This window comes from Pantoea sp. X-Soil-TKNS-1279 (assembly GCF_059730565.1).
This window is the reverse complement of record NZ_AP035948.1, coordinates 2,907,896-2,923,381: the sequence shown is the minus strand read 5'-3', so window position 1 is coordinate 2,923,381 and position 15,486 is coordinate 2,907,896. Positions and strand designations below refer to the sequence as shown.

Annotated in this window: 14 protein-coding genes; 9 read left to right on the top strand and 5 right to left on the bottom strand. The window is 51.9% G+C overall.

What is annotated here, in order from left to right; genetic code table 11:
- The first annotated feature begins 126 nt into the window (after positions 1 to 126).
- From AC6I8N_RS13670 to fruA, 4 genes are all read left to right on the top strand, one after another.
- Positions 127 to 381 (top strand): YkgJ family cysteine cluster protein, encoded by a 255-nt coding sequence (locus AC6I8N_RS13670; RefSeq protein WP_036626791.1) that lies wholly within the window; start codon positions 127 to 129, stop codon positions 379 to 381.
- A gap of 278 nt (positions 382 to 659) precedes the next feature.
- Complete coding sequence (fruB, locus tag AC6I8N_RS13665) at positions 660 to 1,790, top strand: fused PTS fructose transporter subunit IIA/HPr protein (RefSeq protein ID WP_497829282.1); 1,131 nt, start codon at positions 660 to 662, stop codon at positions 1,788 to 1,790.
- Entirely contained in the window at positions 1,787 to 2,725 is a 939-nt protein-coding gene (fruK, locus tag AC6I8N_RS13660) for a 1-phosphofructokinase (RefSeq protein ID WP_021185010.1), read from the top strand. The genes fruB and fruK overlap by 4 nt, the downstream gene beginning before the upstream one ends.
- Before the next feature lie 16 nt (positions 2,726 to 2,741).
- Positions 2,742 to 4,433: a PTS fructose transporter subunit IIBC gene (fruA, locus tag AC6I8N_RS13655; protein WP_497829281.1), complete on the top strand. Its 1,692-nt coding sequence runs from the start codon at positions 2,742 to 2,744 to the stop codon at positions 4,431 to 4,433.
- A gap of 55 nt (positions 4,434 to 4,488) precedes the next feature.
- Here the strand turns inward: fruA and nfo are convergent, their stop codons facing one another.
- Together nfo and AC6I8N_RS13645 are read right to left on the bottom strand one after the other, a co-directional pair.
- Positions 4,489 to 5,334 (bottom strand): deoxyribonuclease IV, encoded by an 846-nt coding sequence (nfo, locus tag AC6I8N_RS13650; RefSeq protein ID WP_021185008.1) that lies wholly within the window; start codon positions 5,332 to 5,334, stop codon positions 4,489 to 4,491.
- A 39-nt stretch (positions 5,335 to 5,373) separates the two neighbouring features.
- Positions 5,374 to 6,435 carry a YeiH family putative sulfate export transporter gene (locus AC6I8N_RS13645; RefSeq protein WP_208723957.1) on the bottom strand — a complete coding sequence of 354 codons (1,062 nt, stop codon included), beginning with the start codon at positions 6,433 to 6,435 and terminating at the stop codon, positions 5,374 to 5,376.
- A gap of 109 nt (positions 6,436 to 6,544) precedes the next feature.
- On the opposite strand from AC6I8N_RS13645, the gene yieE reads away from it, so the two are divergent.
- Entirely contained in the window at positions 6,545 to 7,411 is an 867-nt protein-coding gene (gene yieE / locus AC6I8N_RS13640; protein WP_021185006.1) for a DNA-binding transcriptional regulator YeiE, read from the top strand.
- Positions 7,412 to 7,534: 123 nt separating this feature from the next.
- Positions 7,535 to 9,001, top strand: coding sequence for an amino acid permease (locus AC6I8N_RS13635; protein WP_497829280.1), 1,467 nt, complete (start codon positions 7,535 to 7,537; stop codon positions 8,999 to 9,001).
- 44 nt (positions 9,002 to 9,045) lie between these two features.
- Here the strand turns inward: AC6I8N_RS13635 and AC6I8N_RS13630 are convergent, their stop codons facing one another.
- From AC6I8N_RS13630 to AC6I8N_RS13620, 3 genes are read right to left on the bottom strand one after another with little or no spacing between them, the layout of a single operon-like run.
- Positions 9,046 to 10,248 (bottom strand): MFS transporter, encoded by a 1,203-nt coding sequence (locus AC6I8N_RS13630; protein WP_497829279.1) that lies wholly within the window; start codon positions 10,246 to 10,248, stop codon positions 9,046 to 9,048.
- 8 nt (positions 10,249 to 10,256) lie between these two features.
- A complete protein-coding gene (locus AC6I8N_RS13625; RefSeq protein WP_497829278.1) occupies positions 10,257 to 11,552 on the bottom strand; it encodes a dTDP-4-dehydrorhamnose 3,5-epimerase family protein in 1,296 nt (431 codons plus the stop codon).
- A 43-nt stretch (positions 11,553 to 11,595) separates the two neighbouring features.
- Complete coding sequence (locus tag AC6I8N_RS13620; protein ID WP_021185002.1) at positions 11,596 to 11,859, bottom strand: hypothetical protein; 264 nt, start codon at positions 11,857 to 11,859, stop codon at positions 11,596 to 11,598.
- Positions 11,860 to 12,318: 459 nt separating this feature from the next.
- On the opposite strand from AC6I8N_RS13620, the gene AC6I8N_RS13615 reads away from it, so the two are divergent.
- The 3 genes from AC6I8N_RS13615 to AC6I8N_RS13605 all read left to right on the top strand — a co-directional run bounded on the left by AC6I8N_RS13615 (position 12,319) and on the right by AC6I8N_RS13605 (position 15,456).
- Positions 12,319 to 13,398 (top strand): FecCD family ABC transporter permease, encoded by a 1,080-nt coding sequence (locus tag AC6I8N_RS13615; RefSeq protein WP_021185001.1) that lies wholly within the window; start codon positions 12,319 to 12,321, stop codon positions 13,396 to 13,398.
- Complete coding sequence (locus tag AC6I8N_RS13610) at positions 13,398 to 14,186, top strand: ABC transporter ATP-binding protein (protein WP_021185000.1); 789 nt, start codon at positions 13,398 to 13,400, stop codon at positions 14,184 to 14,186. Before AC6I8N_RS13615 ends, AC6I8N_RS13610 begins: the two co-directional genes overlap by 1 nt.
- Before the next feature lie 286 nt (positions 14,187 to 14,472).
- A complete protein-coding gene (locus AC6I8N_RS13605) occupies positions 14,473 to 15,456 on the top strand; it encodes an IS110 family RNA-guided transposase (protein ID WP_497829277.1) in 984 nt (327 codons plus the stop codon).
- Positions 15,457 to 15,486: the final 30 nt, after the last annotated feature.

Here is a 15,486-nt window from a genome sequence, read left to right as displayed (position 1 = left end):
ATCGCGCGGTTTTTTATACCCAAAGGTCAAAAGAGCGTGATAAATCGCGCCGCTACGGGAAATGAAGTGGCGTTCCCACAGGTAGCCTGCTATTGTCGCCGCGAAATCCCGGTGCAGGTACCTGTAATGTTGTGTCGTGACCAGTGCGGTGCCTGTTGCACAGCTCCCTCCATCTCATCTCCCATTCCTGGCATGCCCAATGGCAAACCGGCCAATACCCCCTGCATTCAGCTTGATGCCCAGCAACGCTGTAAAATATTTGGTTCACCGTTACGCCCGGCGGTGTGCGCGGGCCTGCAACCCAGCGCCGAAATGTGTCACACCAGTCGCGCTGAGGCCATGATTTATCTGCTGAAATTAGAAGCGGATACCGCGCCCTGAAGATTTGCTGATATTTTGCTGAAATGGTGGCTTTAACTGCCGCTGGCGTTACAGCAAAACCGTCAGCGTTGCATCTGGCGAAAATCCTAAATCACATCTGAAGTGTGCGTAGCGTCAAAAATCTGCTACGTCGATTACGGATTTTCTTGCCTGTCGGGCAGAGCTGTACCATATTCCCTGAAACGTTTCAGCGTTGTCGTCCCGGCTAAGCCGATGTCGTACAGCGTATTTTTTCGCCATCAAGCTGAAACGATTCAATTCAGCAAGCGAGGAGAGATATGTTCCAGCTCGAAGTTCAGGCCATTCATACCGGTGCCAGCGCACAGAACAAAGAAGAAGCCATTCGTCAGGTCGCGGCAGCGTTAACCGCGGCGGGTAATGTAGCGGAAGGCTACGTTAATGGCATGTTGGCGCGCGAACAGCAAACCACCACATTTCTCGGCAACGGCATTGCCATCCCACACGGTACGACCGACACCCGCGATTTGGTGCTGAAAACCGGCGTGCAGGTGTTCCAGTTCCCGCAGGGTGTGGCGTGGGGCGACGGCCAGACGGCGTATGTCGCCATCGGTATTGCTGCGAAATCCGACGAACATCTCGCCTTGCTGCGTCAGCTGACCCATGTACTCAGCGATGACAGCATTGCCGAGCAGCTGAAAACTGCATCGGCAGAAGATCTGCGTGCGCTGCTGATGGGTGAAAAGCAGGCGGCGGAATTCAAATTCGATACTTCCTTGATTGCAGTCGATGTTGCTGCCAGTGACCTGATGACGTTGCAGGCACTGAACGCCGGTCGTTTACAGGCGGCAGGTGCCGTGGATGCTGGTTTCGTTGCCAGCGTGGTATCAAACGCGCCGTTGAGTCTCGGCCAGGGCATCTGGTTGAGCGATAGCGCCATCGGCAACCTGAACAGCGCCGTGGCCGTCAGCCGTGCGGCAACACCGTTTGACCACGCCGGTGAAAACGTGGCGCTGTTGGTGACCGTGGCAGCCAGTGACGACCGTCCCCTGGAAGTGCTGGGCTACCTCAGCAGCTTACTGCATACCAATAAAGCTGAACGTCTGCTGAAAGCCGATGCTGCCGGGATTCTGGCGTTGCTGACCAGCGAAGTGGACGAACAAGCCGATATGCTGACCGCTGAATACACCATCCGTAACGAACACGGTTTGCATGCCCGTCCGGGTACCGCGTTGGTCAGCGTGATCAAACAGTTTAACAGCGACATCACCGTCACCAACCTTGACGGCAGCGGTAAACCCGCCAATGGTCGCAGCCTGATGAAAGTGGTTGCGTTGGGTGTGAAGAAAGGTCATCGCCTGCGCTTTACCGCCAGCGGTGAAGATGCACAGCAGGCACTGAATGCCATTGAAGAGGCCATTAATAGCGGCCTGGGCGAGGGGGTAGCATGAGTCGTCGCGTAGCCACCATCACACTTAACCCGGCTTATGATCTGGTCGGCTATACGCCGGAGATCGAGCGCGGGGAAGTTAACCTGGTTAAAACCACCGGCCTGCATGCCGCAGGTAAAGGCATCAATGTCGCGAAAGTGCTGAAAGACTTAGGCATCGATGTCACCGTGGGTGGTTTTCTTGGTAAAGAGAACCAGGACGGCTTTCAGCAGCTGTTCAGCGAGCTGGGTATCGCCAACCGTTTTCAGGTGGTGCAGGGCCGTACCCGTATCAACGTCAAGCTGACGGAAAAAGACGGTGAAGTGACCGACCTGAACTTTTCCGGTTTTGACGTCACCGCCCAGGACTGGGAGCGCTTCACCGCCGACTCTCTGACCTGGCTTGGTCAGTTCGACATGGTGTGCGTCAGCGGCAGCCTGCCAGCAGGTGTGGCGCCGGAAGCCTTTACCCAGTGGATGAGCGATCTGCGCACTCAATGTCCGTGCATCATTTTCGACAGCAGCCGTGAAGCGCTGGTGGCAGGTCTGAAAGCCGCGCCGTGGTTGGTAAAACCCAATCGCCGCGAACTGGAGATTTGGGCGGGGCGTAAGCTGCCGACGCTGAAAGATGTGATTGATGCCGCGCATGAGCTGCGCGAGCAGGGCATAGCCCATGTAGTGATTTCACTCGGAGCAGAAGGGGCGCTGTGGGTGAATGCTTCAGGCGAATGGATTGCCAAACCGCCTGCGTGTGAAGTGGTCAGCACCGTAGGTGCCGGGGATTCAATGGTTGGTGGACTGATTTATGGCCTGCTGATGCGCGAATCCAGTGAACACACCCTGCGTCTTGCAACGGCAGTGGCGGCTATGGCCGTCAGCCAGAGCAACGTTGGGGTTACCGATCGTACCCAGTTGGCCGCGATGATGGCGCGTGTTGACTTACAACCCGTTAACTAACAGCAGGAGAGGTATAATGAAAACGCTGCTGATTAAAGATTCTTCCCTGGGCCTCGCCTCAGGTCATTTAGCGATGGAAAGTTTGCGTGCGGTTGCCGCGCAGGCTGGTCTTACCCTTACAGAAAATGCTGCTGACGCCGACCTGGTGCTGGTGGCGGGTCACAACGCCCCGAGCGATGCACAGCTGGCAGGCAAATCACTGGCGCTGGTGGATGTTCAGCAGTTGCTGCGCGATCCGCTGGCGACAATCAGCCAGGCGAAAGCCAACGCCCAACCGGTGCAAAGTGCGGTTGCCGCCCCGGCTGCGGTACAGAGCAGCGGGCCGAAACGCATCGTTGCTGTCACCGCTTGCCCGACTGGCGTAGCGCATACCTTTATGGCTGCCGAAGCCATTGAAGCTGAAGCTAAAAAACGTGGCTGGTGGGTGAAAGTGGAAACCCGCGGTTCCGTGGGTGCGGGTAACGCTATCACCCCGGAAGAAGTGGCAGCTGCCGATCTGGTGGTGGTTGCGGCCGATATCGATGTGGATCTGGCGAAATTCGCCGGGAAGCCGATGTACCGTACCTCAACCAGCCTTGCGCTGAAGAAAACCGCGCAGGAACTGGATAAAGCCCAGACCGAAGCCAAAACTTACCAGCCAAGCGGTGCGCGTGCTACTGGCGGCCAGGAAGATAAGCAGGAAAAAACCGGTGCTTATCGTCACCTGTTGACCGGCGTGTCGTACATGCTGCCGATGGTGGTGGCTGGTGGTCTGAGTATTGCGCTCTCCTTCGCCTTCGGTATCACCGCGTTTAAAGAGCCGGGCACCCTCGCCGCTGCGCTGATGCAGATTGGTGGCGGCAGCGCCTTTGCCCTGATGGTGCCGGTGCTGGCAGGCTTTATCGCCTTCTCCATTGCTGACCGCCCGGGTCTGACGCCAGGTTTGATTGGCGGGATGATCGCGACCAGCATTAACGCCGGTTTCCTGGGGGGTATCATCGCCGGTTTCATTGCCGGTTATGCCGCGAAGATGCTGAGCAGCAAAGTGAAATTGCCGCAAAGTATGGAAGCGCTAAAACCGATTCTGATTATTCCGCTGGTTGCCAGTCTGATCACCGGCCTGCTGATGATTTACGTGGTAGGCAAACCGGTAGCGGGCATCATGAGCGGCCTGACTCACTGGCTGGCGAACATGGGTACGGCGAACGCTGTCCTGCTGGGCGCTATCCTCGGTGGCATGATGTGTACCGATATGGGGGGTCCGGTGAACAAAGTGGCCTACGCATTTGGTGTGGGACTGCTGAGCTCGCAGACTTACGCACCGATGGCCGCGATTATGGCCGCCGGTATGGTGCCGCCGCTGGCGATGGGTCTGGCGACTATTGTTGCGCGTCGTAAATTCAACAAAGGTCAGCAGGAAGGTGGCAAAGCTGCGCTGGTACTGGGCCTGTGCTTTATCTCTGAAGGTGCGATTCCGTTCGCAGCGCGTGATCCGATGCGTGTCCTGCCATGCTGTATCGTTGGTGGGGCGGTGACCGGTGCGATTTCGATGGCAATTGGCGCGAAGCTGATGGCACCACACGGTGGTCTGTTCGTGCTGCTGATTCCAGGGGCGATTACGCCGGTACTGGGTTACCTGATGTCCATCGTGATTGGTACAGCGGTGGCGGGCCTTGGCTACGCTATCCTGAAACGCCCGGAAGAAGAGCTGGCAACCAAAGCCGCCTGATTTAACGCCAACACCAGGAAAAGCAAAGGGGCGAACCGTAAGGTCGCCCCTTTTTTTATCCTTGCTGTTCCGACTTCAGCCAGGCAATTTCGTCTTTCCAGATGTCCGGGTTGATAGTCTCCAGAATCATCGGGATACCATCAAAGCGTGCATCTTTCATCAGCCAGCTAAACACGGTTTTACCGATATTGCCTTCGCCAAGGCTGTGATGACGGTCAACACGGCTGCCGAGGGTGCTCTTGGCATCATTCAAATGCATCCCGCGCAGATACTGAAAACCAACAATGCGTTCAAACTCAGCAAAGGTCGCGACACAGGCCTCTTCCGTACGCAGGTCATAACCCCCGGCAAAGGCATGGCAGGTATCAATGCACACGCCAACGCGTGATTTATCCTCGACGTGTTCAATGATGGTCGCGAGATGTTCAAAGCGGAAACCGAGGTTGCTGCCCTGACCGGCGGTGTTTTCAATCACGGCTGTAACGTTGTGCGTCTGCTCCAGCGCGATATTGATCGACTCCGCGATACGTTTCAGGCAGGCCTCTTCTTCAATTTGTTGCAGATGGCTGCCCGGATGGAAGTTCAACAACGTCAGGCCAAGTTGTTCAGCGCGTTGCATTTCATCAATAAAGGCATCACGGGATTTTTCCAGGGCGTCCATCACCGGGTGGCCAAGGTTAATCAGATAGCTGTCGTGCGGCAAAATCTGGCCTGGTGTGAATTTATACGTCTCGCAGGCGCTTTTGAACGCATCAATCACCTCGCCGGAGAGGGGGGCGGCGCGCCACTGGCGCTGATTTTTGGTGAACAGCGCGAAAGCTGTGGCTTCCAGTTCGTGGGCACGGATCACTGCCTGGTCTACGCCGCCTGATGCACTGACATGTGCGCCGATATATTTCATGCCGCTCTCCTGAATGGGCTGGGTTTTGCAAAACGCCCATCATAGCGGATGTACCTGGGCCATGAAATGTTGCACCAGCACATTCAGTGCGCCGCCACCGATAATCAGCCAGATAAACACCATCGATCCCAGCAGCAGAGGTTTAACGCCAGCCTGCTTCAACGCGCTAAAGCGGGTGGTCAAGCCAAGCGCGGCCATCGCCATCGCCAGCATCAGGTTTGTCAGTTGGTTGATGCCACCCACAACGTTGGCAGGCAACAGATGCAATGAGTTAAACAACGCCACGCCAATAAACAGCAGGGCAAACCACGGAAAGGCCACCGGTTGAGAACGCGTACTGCTGTGACTGCGCTGACGGCGTAACCAACTGCCCAGCACCAGCAGAAAAGGGGCCAGCATCATCACGCGCAGCATCTTGGCGATCACCGCGTTGTTTTCCGCATCCGCGCCAATAGCATGACCGGCAGCAACTACCTGAGCCACTTCATGCAGCGTCGAACCGGTGTAGATGCCAAAATGCGCTTCACTGACCGGCGGTATCAGCGTCCAGATCACCGGATATAACAGGATGCCAAGGGTGCCAAACAGCACCACGGTGGCGACCGCGACGGCCACTTTTGACGGCTCGGCTTTGATAATCGGTTCGCTGGCGAGTACTGCCGCTGCCCCACAGATGCTGCTACCCGCACCAATCAGCCACACGGTTTCGCGATCCATTTTCAGCAGGCGAATGCCGAGAAAACAGGTCAACATGAAAGTCGAGCTGAGCACCAGCACATCAATCAACACGCCACTCAGGCCAACATCACCAATTTGCTGTAGGGTAATGCGAAAGCCATACAGAATAATGCCGAGACGCAACAGACGCTGTTTCGCCAGCAGCACGCCGCTATCACATTGGCTGGCCAGACGGGGATAGAGGCTGTTCCCGAGCAGGATGCCCAAAATAATCGCCAGCGTTAATGCACCAAACCCTGCGCCAGCCAGCCAGGGCTGCTGAGCCAGTAACGCGGCACAGCCCGCAATGGCGGCAGTCAGCAGCAAGCCGGGTAGCCAGTGATGAAAGGGAAACGGGGTTTTGCTTACGCTTATGTCAGCCATACACTTCTCCTTAGTAGGTCTTTAGCGTGCGCCTGGCTGGCTTAAAAGTGAAATTGATAATATATTTATAATTAACCATTTTAAGTGGTAAGCAATGTGAGGAGGACGCGTGCACATTACGCTGCGTCAGATCGAGGTTTTTACTGAAGTACTGAAAAGTGGCTCAACGACGCAGGCGTCGCAGGTTTTGGCGCTGTCGCAGTCGGCGGTAAGCGCCGCGCTGGCGGATTTGGAAAGCCAGCTTGCCGTGCAACTGTTTGACCGGGTCGGCAAACGTCTGGTGTTAAACGAGCATGGTCGTCTGCTTTATCCGCGCGCCGTTGGGTTACTGGAGCAGGCTGGCGAAATCGAGCAGCTGTTTAAAGAGGACAACGGGGCGATCCGTCTGTTCGCCAGCAGCACCATCGGCAACTACCTGTTGCCGGGCATGATTGCGGCGTATCGGCGCGATTTTCCCACGTTGCCGCTGGAACTGAGCGTGGGTAACAGCCAGGATGCCATTAATGCGGTGGCTGATTTCCGCGTGGATATTGGTCTGATTGAAGGGCCATGCCATATGCCGGAATTGATTAGCGAACCCTGGTTGGAAGATGAGTTGGTGGTGTTTGCCGCGCCAGATGCCGCCATCCTGCAACAACCGATCACCCTGGCAAGTCTGGCGGCAGCCCCCTGGATCCTGCGTGAGCGCGGTTCCGGTACGCGTGAAATCGTCGATTATCTGCTGCTGTCGCATTTGCCGCAGTTCCAACTGGGTATGGAATTGGGTAATTCCGAGGCGATCAAACACGCGGTGCGCCACGGGATGGGCATCAGTTGCCTGTCACGGCGGGTGATTGCTGATCTGCTGGAAGCCGGCACGTTGGTTGAGGTAGCGGTGCCGCTGCCGCGTCTGACACGCACCCTGTATCGCATCCATCATCGGCAGAAACATCTGTCAAAAGCACTCAACCGTTTCCTGACGTATTGCCGCGAGTAAACGCAACTGGCTAATAATTTTGTAACGATTATGAACGTAACTAATAACCCGACGTGAATGCTATACAGAGCAGGCTTAGCTGCTACAATCGCGCCTTATTTTTATTCAGCATAGCGTTTACACATGCATAATGACTCAAAAACAACACAACAACCTGGGCTGCGCCGTGAATTAAAAGCGCGCCATCTCACTATGATCGCCATTGGTGGATCGATCGGCACTGGTCTATTTGTCGCCTCGGGTGCCACCATCTCTCAGGCTGGTCCGGGCGGTGCGCTGCTCTCCTATGCGCTGATCGGGCTGATGGTTTACTTCCTGATGACCAGCCTCGGCGAACTGGCCGCCTTTATGCCAGTGTCCGGTTCCTTTGCCACCTACGGTGCCAAATACGTGGAAGAGGGCTTCGGCTTCGCGCTGGGTTGGAACTACTGGTACAACTGGGCAGTGACCATCGCGGTCGATCTCGTCGCTTCTCAGCTGGTAATGAACTACTGGTTCCCGGATACCCCCGGCTGGATCTGGAGCGCGCTGTTCCTCGGCCTGATGTTCCTGCTCAACTACATCTCGGTTAAAGGCTTTGGTGAAGCGGAATATTGGTTCTCGCTGATTAAAGTCGCCACCGTGATTATCTTTATTGTGGTCGGCGTGTTGATGATCGTCGGCATTATGCGTGGCGCGGAAAATGCGGGCTGGCATAACTGGACGGTAGCGGATGCGCCGTTTGCTGGTGGTTTTGCCGCGATGATTGGCGTGGCAATGATTGTTGGTTTCTCCTTCCAGGGTACCGAACTGATTGGTATCGCTGCGGGAGAGTCTGAAGATCCGGGCAAGAATATTCCGCGTGCGGTACGTCAGGTGTTCTGGCGTATCCTGCTGTTTTACGTGTTCGCCATTCTGATCATCAGCCTGATTCTGCCGTATACCGATCCTAAGCTGCTGCATAACGACATCACCGATATCAGCATCAGCCCGTTCACCCTGGTGTTCCAGAATGCCGGTTTGCTGTCTGCGGCGGCGGTGATGAATGCGGTGATCCTGACGGCGGTGTTGTCAGCGGGTAACTCTGGCATGTATGCCTCGACCCGTATGCTGTTCAATCTGGCGCGTGAAGGTAAAGCCCCGCGTATTTTTGGCAAACTGTCGAAAGGCGGTGTGCCGCGTAACGCGCTGTATGCCACCACCGTGGTTGCCGGGCTGTGCTTCCTGACCTCGAAATTTGGTAACCAGGAAGTTTATCTGTGGTTGCTGAACACCTCGGGTATGACCGGCTTTATCGCCTGGTTGGGCATTGCCATCAGCCACTATCGTTTCCGTCGCGGCTATATGGCGCAGGGCAGGGATCTGGCGGATTTACCTTATCGCTCAGGTTTCTTCCCGCTTGGACCGATCTTCGCGTTTGTGCTGTGTCTGATTATTACACTGGGCCAGAATTATCAGGCGTTCCTGGCAGACCGTATTGACTGGTACGGCGTGGCGGCAACCTATATCGGTATTCCACTGTTCCTGGTGATTTGGTTGGGTTACAAGCTGGTGCGTGGCACCCGTTTTGTGAAATACAACGAAATGGATTTCCCGACGTTTAAAGAGTAATCGGCGCAAGCTGAGATAGATCGCAACTATTGAATGCCAGTCAGCTAAACCTGACTGGTATTTTTTTCATTCAGGCTTGTGATTTTGCTCAATGAGATACTCAGGAAACAGCCTGCCAGAAAGGTGATTGCTACGGCTGATGCCATCATCAAAAAGACGGTCATGGTTGAGCCATTGGAAAGAAACAATAGCAATCCAATACAGGGCAAAATCATTTGATTTAACAAGACGATGACAGATGATGTACTGGCAAAGATGTTAGCAGGTATTATCTCAATCCTGATTATCCGACAAATGTTACCTGAGAAGACTTTTCCTATTATTGAAATGCCATAGCAACCAACAAAAACCCATAGGGAATTCTGGAAAACAATAAGTGTAAAAGAAGAAAAAACAATTAAAACTACCGAAAAGGATAGTAGGGTACTTCGATTAGTATGTTTCTTTATTATTCCATAGATGAAGGTGCCTGCTACACCACATAGTCCGGCAACTATATCGATTAAGCCAAAATATTTCACAGGCAATCCCATAACCTGATCTATTAGTCCCGAACCAGCAGATTCAACCAGGCCGTCGAACATATTGTTTCCAATAGCGATGAATACTGAAAAGATAAGAAGCGGTGCCGAAAATATGAATAAAAAGGTTTTCTTCATCGTAGGTGAATCTTCATTTTTGAGGTCATTATACGAATTGTTTACTTTGTAGTCATGTCGGCTGTAGAAGAAAATAGCATTTCCTAAATAAAGAGTGCAGGGTAAAAATAATAAGTAATGGTATCCGTAGTCAATCAGGGAAATGCCAATAAGTGGACCGATTACCATGCCCAGGAAATCCATTCTTGACATAAGGTTGGCATGATGCTCTTTATCCTGGCTGATTAGAGAAATTATCTTCTCATAAGAAATTAATGTTTGTGAATTACCGATTGAGATCAAACTACCTGTGATTCCAAATGATATTGCAATCAGTAAGTCTGATGAGAATTCGTGTGTTGCAAGGAATAAACACCCTGCGATTTTTACACTGTCTGATAGAATAGACAAGAGTCTGACCCCTAAACGGTCAATATAACGACCAATCAAAGGGACTAAAAAAATTCGGGGTAACCACCATAGTGCATAGCTCAGGCCAGCATATTCAATACTGCTCGTAAGTTGATAGACAACAACTGGAGTTAAGAAAACCATTAACCCATCTGCAAGCAATACTGAAAACAGCATGTAAAAATATGTGATACCCATGATTAAATTCAGACCTTTTCTTTCAATAGTACTTTGACGTATTTTCCGTTGTTTTTATCGAAAACAACGACCGATTTTGGTGTCCGATGCGTTGGTGCATCTCTGGTAATTTCTCTCTGTTTTGAAACAAGAAACTGGTAATACTCGGTCCCAGCTTCTATTTGATTTGTTTTGTAACTCAGGTAATTTTTATTACCAATCGGCCAGTCGATGACATCGTGACCGGGGACGTATTCATTTGTATCATCCAAAAAAATGACTGGTCTATTTATGGTGGTTATGCGTGCCATATTTAAAAGCGCATGTGCTACACCACATGGTATTATTAGTTCCACGTTTGGGTGTGGAGTGAATGTGATTTCTTCTTCAGTGAATAAAGTGGCAGAACCCTCTCTCATATCTACCAGTTTTAGCGTTATTTCATGAGTGGAATTTCCAAGAAAGATTAGATGATCCTCTTGTCCCAAATGTAATCCGTAAGAATCAAAGTCATAACTATCGGAACCATGTTCAACAATGTACATAGGAGACTTTCTTGTTAGTGGAATAATGCAACTCTCTTTCCCTGTTTTAATGGATGGTAGTTGTTTGAATGTCACTCCTTGTATTTTAGATGTTGGTAGTTTTAGCTCTTTTTCTTTAACATTTTTCTCACGAATTCTCAGGTTAACGTGGCTACCATCATTTAAAGTAAACTCTCGTGTCTCAGGATGTTGAAACATGTGATTTGTTAAGTTTTCTTCCTGAAACTCACCTATTCGATGATAAACAAGAGTCGAGGCCTCCTCAGTCATTGGATCGTATCCTTCAATTTCTTCAGGAATGATATTCTCAGGTATGTTTATGACATCATTAGCAGGGGACCATTGAAGACTTTTATCAGATAACTGATAAATCGTGGGTAAAAATATTTTATACGTATTAAGCGTGAATACGTTTTCGAGGTTATGAAATGTATGTGCCACACCTGGTGGTATGATCAGCGTTTTTGTTGATGAAGGGGTGATTTCAAATTCCAGATAGTTCCTGAATGTTATTGATTTTTTTCTGCAATCAATAAATTTTGCAGTGATTTTTTGAGTTTCATCTCCCAGGAACGTCAATATGTCTTGCTGTCCAAGGTGAATTCCGTATTGCCCATATTTAAATTCCCTTTCGCCGTGAAATACAATGTTTACAGGGTGTGTTGTAGGAAATGGAATAACGTAAGAGTCTATTTTTCCATTATTAACTCTCCAGCGTGGAATCCAATGTAAGCCATCTATATTGATTTTTTCATTCAGTGTAGTAACTTCATTTTTCATTTTAATTCCCTCATCAAGGCAGCCACTCGGCTGCCTTTTGATGTTAAATATTCACGACTTCTATGTCGTAACCCAGGCTCTCAGCGCTTTTCAATAGCGCACTAAGATTGGTGGTATCTAATTGTGCATATTTATCATCTGCGGGGGCGTTTTTAATGCCTGCAAGGTAGGCGAGTTTGTCAAATGCAGCTGAGGCAACAGATTTGGTTTGAAAAATCATATCTGTGAAACTATTACCCTCCAGATCTTTATTAATTTCTTCAGGTGGATTTTGGTAAAGGCTAGAAATGTTATCGATATTGCTCATAATAAACCTCATTATTTAAAGTTACGATTAATTATGTATCTACAACAAACGTCATGATTTCCGGGAAATATAATAAAATATTTCGAAATTGTTATAGCATCGATTTTTTATGGCTGACAATGATGTGATTTATAATGAATTAAGATGTCGATATCTGCTCATTTTCGCATGGATAAAATAAAAACAGCCAGTTAGCATACCGTTTATCAGATTGCTTCTCAGACGCTCTCTATCAAAAATGAGGTTTTTATCATGAATAAATCTGATGAATTTACTAACTATAGGAGCCTGAGCTGATGCGCTGGCAGTTTTGTGTCCTGTAAGTGGCTTTATTCAACCAATGATTTGTAAGCGATATGCAACATATGCCTTCATCTGTAAAACACATAAGATTGATAATTATTATCACCTGCTCTATTGTGGCAGCCGTTATGATTGCAACGGGGAACAGGTAGATCAATGCGTACCACGGAAGCCGCGCTGGTGGCGGAAAACAGCAACGATATCGATACCATGACGCGCTATCACCAGGTGCTGCGTCAGAGGATGTTGCTGATTGGCGTTCTGGTGCTGGCGATTCTGGCATCATTAATTCTCGATTTCACTCTTGGCCCGGCCGGTCTTTCACTAGATACCCTGTGGCAAACCCTGACGCACCCCGATAGCGTCGATGCGGGTACACGGGTGATTGTCTGGGATATCCGCCTGCCTTATGCGCTGATGGCGATTGTGGTCGGATTCTCGCTCGGGCTTGCCGGTGCGGAGATGCAAACCATCCTTAATAACCCGCTGGCCAGCCCTTTCACCCTTGGTGTCTCTTCTGCGGCGGCTTTTGGTGCGGCGCTGGCGATTATTCTCGGCATTGGTATTCCCGGCGTACCGGACCAGTGGTTTATCTCGGCTAACGCCTTTATCTTCGCGCTGTTTGCCGCGCTGATGCTGGACGGCATTACACGTTGGACGCGAGTCTCTACCTCAGGCGTGGTGCTGTTTGGTATCGCGCTGGTGTTTACCTTTAATGCGCTGGTGTCGATGATGCAGTTTATCGCCAGCGAAGATACGCTTCAGGGATTGGTGTTCTGGACTATGGGCAGTCTGGCGCGCGCATCCTGGGAGAAACTCGGCGTGCTAACCGCTGCGTTTGCCATTCTGCTGCCTTTCTCGATGCTCAGTAGCTGGAAGCTGACCGCGCTGCGTCTTGGTGAAGATCGTGCCATCAGCTTCGGTATCGACGTGCGCCGTCTGCGCCTCGCCACCCTGCTGCGTATCAGTATCCTTTCTGCGCTGGCAGTGGCGTTTGTTGGGCCGATTGGCTTTATTGGCCTGGTGGCGCCGCATATTGCCCGTATGATGTTCGGTGAAGACCATCGCTATTATCTGCCTGCCAGTGCGCTGATCGGTGCGCTGGTGCTGTCGCTGGCTTCTGTGGCATCGAAAAACCTGATCCCCGGCGTCATCATTCCGGTCGGTATCGTGACCTCTCTGGTTGGCGTGCCGTTCTTCCTGAGTATTATTTTGCGTCATCGGGGGAATGTGTGATGGAGCAAGGATTACGTCTCAGCCACTTTTACGCGGGCTACCCCAAACGCAAAGTCATCGAAGACCTCAACGTGCCGCAACTGCCTCGCGGTAAAATCACTGTGCTGCTGGGGCCAAATGGCTGTGGTAAGTCGACGTTGCTACGTGCGTTGGCAGGGTTAAGCAAGGGGGAGGGCGAGTTGTGGTTGAATGGTGAAGAGTTGATGACTCAGCCGTTTGCCCGTCGTGCCCAGCGTGTGGTTTATTTGCCACAGACCCTACCCGCCGGGGTGCATCTGCATGTGCTGGAGTCGATCATTGTCGCGCAGCGCGCTTCCGGTGGTCTGCACAGCGCAGCCAGCGAAGCAGAAATTATGCATCTGCTGGATCAGTTGGGCATTGCGCATCTGGCAATGCGCTATCTGGACCAACTCTCGGGTGGGCAGAAACAGTTAGTCGGTTTGGCACAATCCTTAATTCGTCGCCCGGAGCTGTTGCTGCTCGATGAGCCGCTCAGTGCGTTGGACCTTAACTATCAGTTCCACGTTATGGATCTGGTACGCCGTGAAACGCAATTGCGCAATATCGTCACGGTGGTGGTGGTACATGATATCAACATTGCGCTGCGCCATGCCGATCATGCGTTGATGTTGAAAAACGGGACGCTGCTGGCTGACGGCGAGCCGGTTCAGGTGATCACGCCGGAGACGCTGGCTCAGGTTTATGGGGTGCGCGGCCGCATTGAATGCTGCTCGCGTGGTATGCCGCAGGTGATGATTGATGGGCTGGTAGCCGAATCTATCATTTAAGGAGTTCGTAGCGGCGCGATTTATCGCGCGTTTTTTTCGAGCTGCGTGCTCAAGACTCGCGCTATAAATCGCGCCGCTTGTATCTTGAAGTTGTAACTGGTTAGCTACCCGTTACACGAAACGGAGGCAGCTTGTCGCGCCGCTTAAGACCCGATCTTGTGCCGTAGCTTAAAGCCCTCCGTTTCTCCTTTCACGCCAGCATCTACTCTGAACGGTAACCAGAAGCTCTGACTTCGTATGTACAAGGCAAGATGGCGTGATGGTTCATGTGAAAGGGAGCTGCCTTATGATTTATCTCGGTATTGATGTCAGTAAAAACAAACTCGACCTCTGCCTGTTGCCCGGCAACGGGAAAAAGAAAACCAAAACCCTCAAAAATCATCCCGGCGCCGATCGGGAGATAAATGACTGGTTAATCAGGCAAAAATGCCATCCTGAACAGGTGATGGTGGTGCTCGAAGCGACCGGCATTTATCACGAAAACGTCGCCTTCGGTCTTCATGAAAATACTCCCGTCACGGTCTGCATCAGCAATCCTCAGCGGGTCAGGGAGTTCGCCCGTGGAATGGCTATCCTGACTAAAAACGACTCCGTTGATGCTTACGTCCTGGCCCGTTATGGCGAACTGAAACAGCCTGATGCCTGGGTGCCTCCCTCCCCGGAGGTCCGTAAACTTCGGGAGCTGACGCGTCTGCGGGACTCACTTCAGGCTGATGTCCAGCGGGCGGAGAACCGACTGGAAAAAGCCCATTCAACCCGCACAGCGCCTGAAATCATTGACTCGCTGGAGAGAACCCTGAAAGCCCACAGGGACGAGCTGAAGCGTATTGAAGCGCTCATCTCAGACCACACAGATAATCATCCGGGTCTGAAGGAAGACCGTGAGCTGCTGGAATCGATAAAAGGAATAGGCAGCGTGGTGGGCACGACAATGCTGTCGGTGCTGCGCTCGTGTCCGTTCCGGAGTGCTTCACAGGTCGCTGCGTGGCTGGGTGTGGTACCGGTGGAAAAAACGTCCGGGAGCTCAGTCAGGGGGCGTGCGCGGATGTCAAAAACAGGCCCGGCAGACGTAAGGGCGAAACTGTATATGGCGGCGATCGTAGCGATCAGGTGGAATGCCCCGGCGAAGGCGCTGTACCAGAGGCTAATCGCGAAGGGCAAAGCCAGCAAGGCCGCGCTTGGAGCGGTGATGCGCAAGCTGGTTCATCAGTGCTTCGGGGTGCTGAAAACGCGGATAAAGTGGGATGAAAATTACGCAGCTACCGCTTGACGTCCAAGACGGTAGCTACGTGTAGGTTTT

Bases quoted from the DNA above. Each gene is read 5' to 3' on its own strand.
- AC6I8N_RS13615 (WP_021185001.1), top strand. From the start codon at position 12,319: ATGCGTACCACGGAAGCCGCGCTGGTGGCGGAAAACAGCAACGATATC.
- fruB (WP_497829282.1), top strand. From the start codon at position 660: ATGTTCCAGCTCGAAGTTCAGGCCATTCATACCGGTGCCAGCGCACAG.
- AC6I8N_RS13635 (WP_497829280.1), top strand. From the start codon at position 7,535: ATGCATAATGACTCAAAAACAACACAACAACCTGGGCTGCGCCGTGAA.
- AC6I8N_RS13630 (WP_497829279.1), bottom strand. From the start codon at position 10,248: ATGGGTATCACATATTTTTACATGCTGTTTTCAGTATTGCTTGCAGAT.
- nfo (WP_021185008.1), bottom strand. From the start codon at position 5,334: ATGAAATATATCGGCGCACATGTCAGTGCATCAGGCGGCGTAGACCAG.
- AC6I8N_RS13625 (WP_497829278.1), bottom strand. From the start codon at position 11,552: ATGAAAAATGAAGTTACTACACTGAATGAAAAAATCAATATAGATGGC.
- AC6I8N_RS13620 (WP_021185002.1), bottom strand. From the start codon at position 11,859: ATGAGCAATATCGATAACATTTCTAGCCTTTACCAAAATCCACCTGAA.
- fruA (WP_497829281.1), top strand. From the start codon at position 2,742: ATGAAAACGCTGCTGATTAAAGATTCTTCCCTGGGCCTCGCCTCAGGT.
- AC6I8N_RS13670 (WP_036626791.1), top strand. From the start codon at position 127: ATGTTGTGTCGTGACCAGTGCGGTGCCTGTTGCACAGCTCCCTCCATC.
- AC6I8N_RS13610 (WP_021185000.1), top strand. From the start codon at position 13,398: ATGGAGCAAGGATTACGTCTCAGCCACTTTTACGCGGGCTACCCCAAA.
- AC6I8N_RS13645 (WP_208723957.1), bottom strand. From the start codon at position 6,435: ATGGCTGACATAAGCGTAAGCAAAACCCCGTTTCCCTTTCATCACTGG.
- AC6I8N_RS13605 (WP_497829277.1), top strand. From the start codon at position 14,473: ATGATTTATCTCGGTATTGATGTCAGTAAAAACAAACTCGACCTCTGC.
- fruK (WP_021185010.1), top strand. From the start codon at position 1,787: ATGAGTCGTCGCGTAGCCACCATCACACTTAACCCGGCTTATGATCTG.